The sequence below is a fragment of the uncultured Lacinutrix sp. genome (genome assembly GCF_947500605.1).
Taxonomy (GTDB): Bacteria; Bacteroidota; Bacteroidia; order Flavobacteriales; family Flavobacteriaceae; genus Lacinutrix.
Genome location: NZ_CANMSJ010000015.1, coordinates 36,873 through 45,276 on the forward strand (window position 1 = coordinate 36,873; position 8,404 = coordinate 45,276).

The following is an 8,404-nucleotide window of genomic DNA, read 5'->3' on the forward strand; positions in this document are numbered from 1 at the left end:
TTTCACTTAAAGTTAAAAATTTTTAAGCTAAATTGTATTAATGAAATTAAACATCTTAGGTTGTTACAGCGCAACGCCACGAACGTTTACTAATCCTACATCTCAAGTATTAGAAATAAACAATCATGTTTTTTTAATAGATTGTGGAGAAGGTACTCAAGTGCAATTGCGTAAACATAAAATTAAGTTTAATCGTATTAAACACATTTTTATATCTCATTTACACGGCGATCATTTTTTTGGTTTAGTAGGTTTAATATCTACCATGCGATTATTAACGCGTGAGACAGATTTACACATTCATGCACCAAAAGGTTTAAAAGAAGTAGTTACACTACAGATGAAATTAGCAAACTCATGGACAAATTATAATCTTTATTTTCATGAATTAACCAGTAAATCGTCAGAGTTAATTTTTGAAGATGATAAAGTAGAAGTATACACAATACCTTTAGACCATCGAGTATATACTAATGGTTTCTTATTCAAAGAAAAAGAAGGAGACCGTAAGCTGGATATGAATGCAGTTTTAAATGCAAATATAGATGTCGCTTATTATAGAAAGCTAAAACAAGGCTTCGATGTAGAGAATAATGATGGGCAACTTATAAAAAACGAAACTGTTACATTTCCTCCTGAAAAACCTAAGAGCTATGCCTTTTGTAGCGATACAGCATATAAAGAAGATATAGTGCCTATTATAAAAGATGTTGATGTGTTATATCATGAATCTACTTTCTTAGAGCAGCATGCACATTTAGCACCTAAAACAAAACACAGTACTGCTAAAGAGGCTGCTAGTATTGCTAAACAAGCTAATGCGGGCACTTTGTTGTTAGGACACTATTCTACTCGATACGATGATTTAAACCTGTTTAAAACTGAAGCTCAAGAGTATTTTGAAAATGTAGAGCTTGCAGACGATGGTAAGGTTTTCGAATTTTAGTATAAATCACCTTTTTTACATTTATAAGGCTAATTTTTAAATTCTTTTAGATTGGTAATCCAATTTATAGATTCTTCTATATTATCAGTTCTTTTTATACTTTTCTTAGAAAACTGTTTTTCAATAGTTGCGTTAACATAATTAATTTGTGAATAGCATACAGATACACTTGCAACAACAAAATCGTATTTTTGGTGAAACTTTTTCCATAAGTTTGGCTCATAGGAATAAGAGTTTACTTTATTAGAGATATATCCAATTTTACAATTTACACCATAATGTAAAAAGACTAATTCTATTACTTTTTCTATTTTATTCCAATCTAAGTGTACACCATAGTTTACTTCAGAAAGAATAAATTTTGGAAATAAATATATTTTACAAAAAGGTAATTCTTTAACGGTATAAATAAGCTGTTTACTTATTTGAGAGTTTTCAAATTGCATTTTAGGGTGGTTAGTTTATCCTAAATATATTAATTTAAAATTTCATTCTACTTGGTTTTTAATAGCTAATCCATTTGCTTTTTTTATGTTTTTTCTATCAGTTTAATAATGAGTTTATTAAATCTAATATGTTTATGTTAAAAAAACGCCTTGGTTGTTTTTAAATACTTTTATCCATATTTATAGATAAACACCACGTCCTTATTTAATATCTAAATTTATTAAAACTTTTTCAAGATGATTTTTAATTCTTGTAAATTGCAGTATGGAAAAAGATTTAGGAAATTATAGAAGATCTTACGAGAAAAACGAACTATTACTCGAAGACACACCAGAGAACCCAATAGAGCTTTTTAGGACTTGGTTTAATGAAGTTGATACTCATTTTCCAGAAGACGAAACCAATGCCATGACGATTTCTACAATTGGCTTAAATGGCTTCCCTAAAAATAGAGTAGTGCTTCTTAAAAAATTTACATACGAAGGTTTTATTTTTTATACTAATTACGAAAGTGAAAAAGGTATGGCAATACAAAACAATCCTAAAGTATGCTTGTCTTTTTTTTGGGCTGGAGCCGAAAGACAGATAATAATAAAAGGTGAAGCTGAAAAAATAGCAGCAAATTTAAGTGATGGTTATTTTGAATCTCGTCCTAGAGGAAGTCAATTAGGAGCGATGGTTTCTAAACAGAGTAGTATTATAGAAAATAGAAATGTTCTAGAAACACAACTAAAAAAATTAGAGCAAGAATATGAAGGTAAAGAGATACCAAGACCAGAATTTTGGGGAGGATTTATTGTAAAACCTGTTGAAATAGAATTTTGGCAAGGAAGAGCAAATAGGTTACATGATCGTATTCATTATAGAATGGATGAGGACTATTCTTGGGTTAAAAACAGGTTGTCGCCATAATCAACGATTAACGACCGTTTATTGCGTCAAAATACATTTCATAGCGTTCGAAAACTGTGTTTCAACGATTAAAAACATTTAATCACGATGAAATACATGTATTTTGTCGATTTTAACATTTCTTTAACACTTCGTGAGGTTTTGGTTAGGTATATTTAATTCCCAAACAAAATGTACCCTTATGAAAACCTTACTTAACCTACTATTTTTAGCCTTATTTTTAACTTTCGCAACATCATGTTCTTCAGAAAGTTCAGACGATTTGCAACTTGAAAATATCACTATTCCACAGACAAAAGAAATAGAGATCGAGATAATGGAGCTTATTAATGCTTATAGAATTGAGAATGGTCTAAACGCATTATCTAATCATGATTTAGTAAAATCGCAAGCTTTTAGTCATTCAGACTATATGGCAGAAGAGGATAATATGTCACATGCAAACTTTTATAATAGAAAATCATTTTTAGTAAATAATGCAGGAGCTAGTGTAGTTACAGAAAATGTAGCATATGGGTTTACATCGGCACAATCTGTTGTTAATGCTTGGATAAATAGTGAAGGTCATAGATTAAATATGGAAGGTGATTATACAAATTTTGATGTATCTGCAGAACAGAATGCAGAAGGTAAGTGGTATTACACAAATATATTTATGAAAAAATAAATAACTTAATTATATATAAAAAGCGTTTCGAGAGAAACGCTTTTTTTGTTTTCAATTTGGAGTAATTGAAAATTTTGTGAAATTAAATTTATTACTGTTTTCTATTTCTCAAATCAGTTATCGATTAGTTTATAACGCTATATACACGAAAGTTAGGCGAGTGGTAATTAAGTATTATTATTTGTATTTAACACAAGCTTATTATTTTTATGTCATTTTTAAGTAGTGTTATTAGGGAATTCATCAATTGTGTTATATTTTTCAATTTCATCACTATTGTCAATCGAAATGTAAAGACCATTAGCTATGATTAAATGTGATTGAAATTCGGGCACAATATTTTTCAAAACTTTGAAAACATAAGTTTTATTATTTACAATAAAAGAACATTCATTATCATGGTGAGATAACATTTTTCTTTCTCGATAATTTCAATTCCGAAATTGATTAATCCAATGTCTCCAGCTTGATTTAGAAAATTAATTAGCTTATCTACTTTTTATAAACTCCGGAAATGCCTTTAAGGTTGCAAAGCCGTAATTTCTGCATACGATTGAAGTTAATCTAATGTTGTCTGACTTATCTATTGCTTTTAGTCCAAAGACCGTAGAGATGCCATTAAAATACAATTCAAAACCTTTTTCCGGTTCTTTATATAAATATAATAATGGCTTCATATCTTTTGCTCAAGTTTTATTTTTCAATCGATATAAAATGACATTAATGAAGAGAGTAGTAACCATTATTTAGCATAGCCGCTAGTAATAATAAACTTAGAACGTCTATTTTCTTGATGTTGTTCCTCAGTACAATTCTTACTATTTGCATCGTCGCAATTGTTTATTAATTGACTTTCTCCATAACCAATAGCACTTTCTACTCTGTTTTCGGTAATGCCTCTAGAGAATAAATAATCTCTTGTAGATTTAGCTCTTCTATCAGATAACTTCTTGTTGTAAGCATCTCTACCACGACTGTCTGTATGCGATTCTATTTTAATTACCATTATAGGATGTTCACGCATAACGGCTACAATATTTTCTAATTCGTAAGCAGCATCTGGTCTAATATCAGACTTGTTATAATCGAAGAAAATAGGATTAATTACAATTTCGCTATCAATTATTAAAGGAGTAAGGAAGAGGTCTACAGTGTTTTCTATACCGCTTTCTTGGGTTGTAGTTACTTCTTTTTGGTCTGGTCTGTATATTACTTTTTCACCAAGTACAACAAAAGTGTTATCGCAAGCGACATCTTTAAACTCATATTCACCTTTCTCGTTAGAAGTTTCCATTTGTATTACTTTACCATTTTCATCGATAAGTTTTACAACCACTTTTGGTAGTGGTTCATTAGAAATTTTGTCTTTAGTAATTCCTTTAATTATTTGTTTACACTCATAACGACCAAAACTATAAATATCATCACCACCTTTTCCACCATCTCTGTTAGAAGAGAAGTATCCAGTGTTTGTATCAGTATCAATAAAAAAGGCAAAATCATCGAAACCACTATTATATGGTGCACCAAGGTTTTTTACGAAAACTTGTGATGTATCTTTTTTAAGAATATTACTTTCAAAAATATCATATAAACCTAAGTTTAAATGCCCATCGGATGAGAAATATAGTGTAGAATCTTTAGCAATAAAAGGGAAATTTTCTCTTCCTTCTGTATTAATTTTAGCTCCTAAATTAATAGGATTACCAAAGGTTCCATCATTATTTATTTTTACTTTATATATATCTGTAAGTCCTTTTGAGCCCTCACGATCTGAAGAGAAATATAAATCTTTCTCGTTAGGACTTAGAGCAGGAGATCCTGTCGAAAAATCTTCGCCATTAAAAGGTAACTCTTCTATTTTCTTCCATTTACCATCAACATTCTTTGCTCTAAATAATTTAATTTGTGAAGTACCTCCTTTATCGTATTTGGCTTTGTTCTTCTTATTTAAATTTATTCTAGTAAAATACATTGTTTTACCATCTTTTGTAATGGCAACAGAGCTTTCATGAAAATCTGTGTTAATTTCGTTTGATGTAATAAGTGAAGGTGATCCAACTATTTTGTTTCCTTCTTCTATAGTTATTCCAGATTGATAGATATTTAGGAATGGTTCTTTATTCCATTGATACAGTTTTTTTTCGTCTATTACAGTATCTGTTACTCGAGTAGAAGCAAAGTATAAAATGTTATCTTTTTCAAAACTTCCAAAATCTGAATATTCTGTATTAATATCAAGATTTTTATAATCTACATATGTACGATCTGTAGACTCTAATGCTTCAAATTTTTCAATATCGAATACATCTTCTTCTTTTACACGTCTATCATTTCTTTTACGGTCTTTAAAAATAGTAGTCCATTTTTTAGATTCCTCAAACTGATTTAAGCTTCTTAGAGTTTGAATATATTTATAGATATACTCTGGATTTACATCCTTATATTTTGTTACTGCTTTCTTGTACCAATAACTAGCTAGTTGTACGTTAGAATTGTTGTAGTAACAATCACCAAGTCTAGTAACGACATGTTCTGTAGTATCTCCTTTTTTTAAAACTTCTAAATAAAGTTCTGTTGCCTGATAATAGGCATAATCTTTAAAGAAATTATCGGCTACTTTAATCTGTGCACTTGTTATAGAGACAGTAAAAAAGAATAATATGTATAGTAAACTATTTTTCATTTTATATTAGAAATATCTTGGAGATTTAATACGTTTTCTTGGTTTGTAAACTTCAAACATTAATAGAATTTCATGTGTTCCACTTGTATACGGTCTTAAATCTGATAAAAAATATTCATAAGAATATCCAATTCTTAATTGTTGAGAGACTTGAAAATCTGCAAGTGCACCTATGGTTGAAGTATCTTGATTATATCTATAAGCACCACCTAACCAAAATTTTTCAAAGAATAGGAGGTTAGCATTAATATCGAACGAAACAGGTGCTCCATTTGTAACTTTTAATAGGGTAGATGGTTTTAGTTTTAGATTTTCATTAAGTTCAAAAACATAACCTCCAGTTAAATAATAACCTATTCTCTCTAAAGCTAAATATTCTGGTCCAGCATCTTGATTACCTCTTAAATTATAATCGGTATTTAATATTCTTGGAGCAGATAAACCAACATACCATCTATTACTATGCAAAAACAAACCAACTCCAATATTTGGATTCCAACGACTAGAAATGTCGCTAAAAAATGGATCTGTATAGACTTGTTCTTGGTCTAAAAAACCAACGGTATCTAAGTTGTAATGAGTAAAACCAGCTTTTAAGCCAAAAGCTAATTTTGTTGTTTCACTTGTGTTTATTGTATATGAAAAATCACCATACATAAAAACAAAATTTTCATAACCTAATTGATCGTTAATTATGGATAGTCCTAAACCTAATTGTTCATTTTTTAGAGGAGAATGTATAGAAAGTGTTTGAGTACTTGGTCCTCCTTCTAAACCTACCCATTGACTTCTATGTAAACCAACTAAACTTATTGTTTCTCTACTTCCTGCATATGCGGGATTTACAGATATGGTATTAAACATATACTGTGAAAACTGCGGTAATTGTTGAGCAAAGGAAAAAACACAACTTAGTGCCACAATAGTAAATATATAAATTCTATTTCTTTTCATTCATTTTTTTATTTTGTACCTAAAAATAATGGGCCAGTAATAGGATCTAAACCGCTATTTCTTAAAATAATAACATAATAGTATGTACCATTTGGAAGCTTATCTGCAGTCCCTAGTGACTGTTTAATCGCTTGACCACTCCAATCATTTTTATAATCTTTCACATCATAAATTATGCCACCATAACGATTAAATATCTGTAAATCTATTATGAAACCACATTTTTGATCTCCTTGTATAAAGAAGAAATCGTTATGCCCATCACCATTTGGCGTTACTGCTTTAGAAATAACAAGACCTTCTACACCGCATGGCTGAACAATACATTTATCGTGTATGTTTAATGTAACTCTAATTGTAGCTCTACAATCATCACTTGCCATTGAATAGGTAAAGATATAATCACCAAGTTCTAAGTCGATAGGATCGAAGGTACCATCAGTATCTAATACAACATCACCTTGCTCAACTGTCCATGTTCCAGAGGTGTCAATACCTTCTGTTAAGTACTCGAATAAATCTATAGTACCATCATTATTACAATGTTCACCATCAAGGTCTGTAACAAAGTCTTCACTAATAACGTTTACAGTATGTGTATAAACATTAGAGTTATTACAACTGTCACTAACAATCCATTCCCAAACTATTTCATAATCTTCACCATCACCAGCGTTATTATTCGTTTCATTAAAATCGATAGTAACTTCTATATTAGAACATTCGTCTGAGAATTCTAAAGTTGGCGGCTCAGGGATTTCAGAACAAATAACGTAAGATTCAGGCTCTAAATTAGTTAATAAAGTAGGAGCAGTAGTATCTTCAATCGTTAGTGTGGCAATTGAAATAGATTCATTTCCACAATCATCAGCAACAGTATAAGTTACTTCAATTGTTCCTCCAGCACCACAATTAGAATTTAAATTAACAAATGAATAATTAGAAGTTACTGTATTTGTAGTATCAGCATCACAAGCATCAACACCACAAGATGTAAGAGTTTCAATGTTATTTGCATTCCATTCATTTGCTAATGTTTCATTTTCACTTCCATTGCATTCTATAGTTGTATTTGTAACATTACAGTTAGATAAATCTGGACCAGTTGAATCTTCAAGTGTCAATGTAGCTGTTGTTGTTGCAGTATTACCACAATCATCAGTAACAGTATAGTTAACAATAATAGTTCCACCTAAACCACATGTTGACACTAGGTTGTTAAAGTCGAAATCTGAAGTTACTGTGTAAATAGAATCCAAATCACAATCATCACCAGGACAAGTAGAAAGAGTAGTCATATTATCAGCATTCCATGTCGAAGCTATTGTTGCATTATCTGTACCATTACATTCTATAGTAGTATTTGTTACATCAGTACAGATAGTTAAATCTGGACCAGTAGTATCTTCTAGTGTAAGAGTTGCAGTAAGTTGTGTAGTATTACCACAATCGTCTGCTACCGTATAAGTAACAGTAATTGCACCACCTGCACCACAATTAGACACTAAGTTGTTAAAGTCGTAATTAGAAGTTACTACGTTAGTTGGATCTACATCACAAGCATCGGTACCACAGTTTTGAAGTGTTGCAATATTAGCAGCATCCCAAGCGATCGCAATGTTTTCGTTATCAGTTCCACCACATTCGATAGTTTCATCAACAACAGTACAATTAGTTAAATCTGGACCAGTAGTATCTTCTAGTGTAAGAGTTGCAGTAAGTTGTGTAGTATTACCACAATCGTCTGCTACCGTATAAGTAACAGTAATTGCACCACCTGCACCACAATTAG

General features: G+C 30.6%; 8 protein-coding genes. 3 read left to right on the plus strand and 5 right to left on the minus strand.

Annotated features, from left to right (window positions below):
• The first annotated feature begins 40 nt into the window (after positions 1 to 40).
• Positions 41 to 946 (plus strand): ribonuclease Z, encoded by a 906-nt coding sequence (locus Q0935_RS15670; protein ID WP_299255198.1) that lies wholly within the window; start codon positions 41 to 43, stop codon positions 944 to 946.
• A gap of 29 nt (positions 947 to 975) precedes the next feature.
• On the opposite strand, the gene Q0935_RS15675 is transcribed toward Q0935_RS15670, so the two are convergent.
• The gene (locus Q0935_RS15675) at positions 976 to 1,392 is read right to left on the minus strand and encodes a hypothetical protein (RefSeq protein WP_299255195.1); all 417 of its coding nucleotides are present in this window, start codon (positions 1,390 to 1,392) and stop codon (positions 976 to 978) included.
• 265 nt (positions 1,393 to 1,657) lie between these two features.
• Between Q0935_RS15675 and pdxH the strand changes: the two genes are divergently transcribed.
• Both pdxH and Q0935_RS15685 read left to right on the plus strand, forming a co-directional pair.
• Positions 1,658 to 2,305 (plus strand): pyridoxamine 5'-phosphate oxidase, encoded by a 648-nt coding sequence (gene pdxH, locus Q0935_RS15680; protein WP_299255193.1) that lies wholly within the window; start codon positions 1,658 to 1,660, stop codon positions 2,303 to 2,305.
• Between the two features lie 181 nt (positions 2,306 to 2,486).
• Positions 2,487 to 2,972 (plus strand): CAP domain-containing protein, encoded by a 486-nt coding sequence (locus Q0935_RS15685; RefSeq protein WP_299255190.1) that lies wholly within the window; start codon positions 2,487 to 2,489, stop codon positions 2,970 to 2,972.
• A 488-nt stretch (positions 2,973 to 3,460) separates the two neighbouring features.
• Here the strand turns inward: Q0935_RS15685 and Q0935_RS15690 are convergent, their stop codons facing one another.
• The 4 genes from Q0935_RS15690 to Q0935_RS15705 form a co-directional block, all read right to left on the minus strand.
• Positions 3,461 to 3,649, minus strand: a complete 189-nt coding sequence (locus tag Q0935_RS15690; RefSeq protein WP_299255187.1) for a hypothetical protein — start codon at positions 3,647 to 3,649, stop codon at positions 3,461 to 3,463.
• 65 nt (positions 3,650 to 3,714) lie between these two features.
• Positions 3,715 to 5,658, minus strand: coding sequence for an OmpA family protein (locus Q0935_RS15695; RefSeq protein WP_299255184.1), 1,944 nt, complete (start codon positions 5,656 to 5,658; stop codon positions 3,715 to 3,717).
• Between the two features lie 6 nt (positions 5,659 to 5,664).
• The gene (locus Q0935_RS15700) at positions 5,665 to 6,612 is read right to left on the minus strand and encodes a type IX secretion system membrane protein PorP/SprF (protein WP_299255182.1); all 948 of its coding nucleotides are present in this window, start codon (positions 6,610 to 6,612) and stop codon (positions 5,665 to 5,667) included.
• Positions 6,613 to 6,620: 8 nt separating this feature from the next.
• A partial coding sequence (locus Q0935_RS15705; protein ID WP_299388290.1) for a gliding motility-associated C-terminal domain-containing protein occupies positions 6,621 to 8,404 on the minus strand: 1,784 nt, incomplete at its 5' end.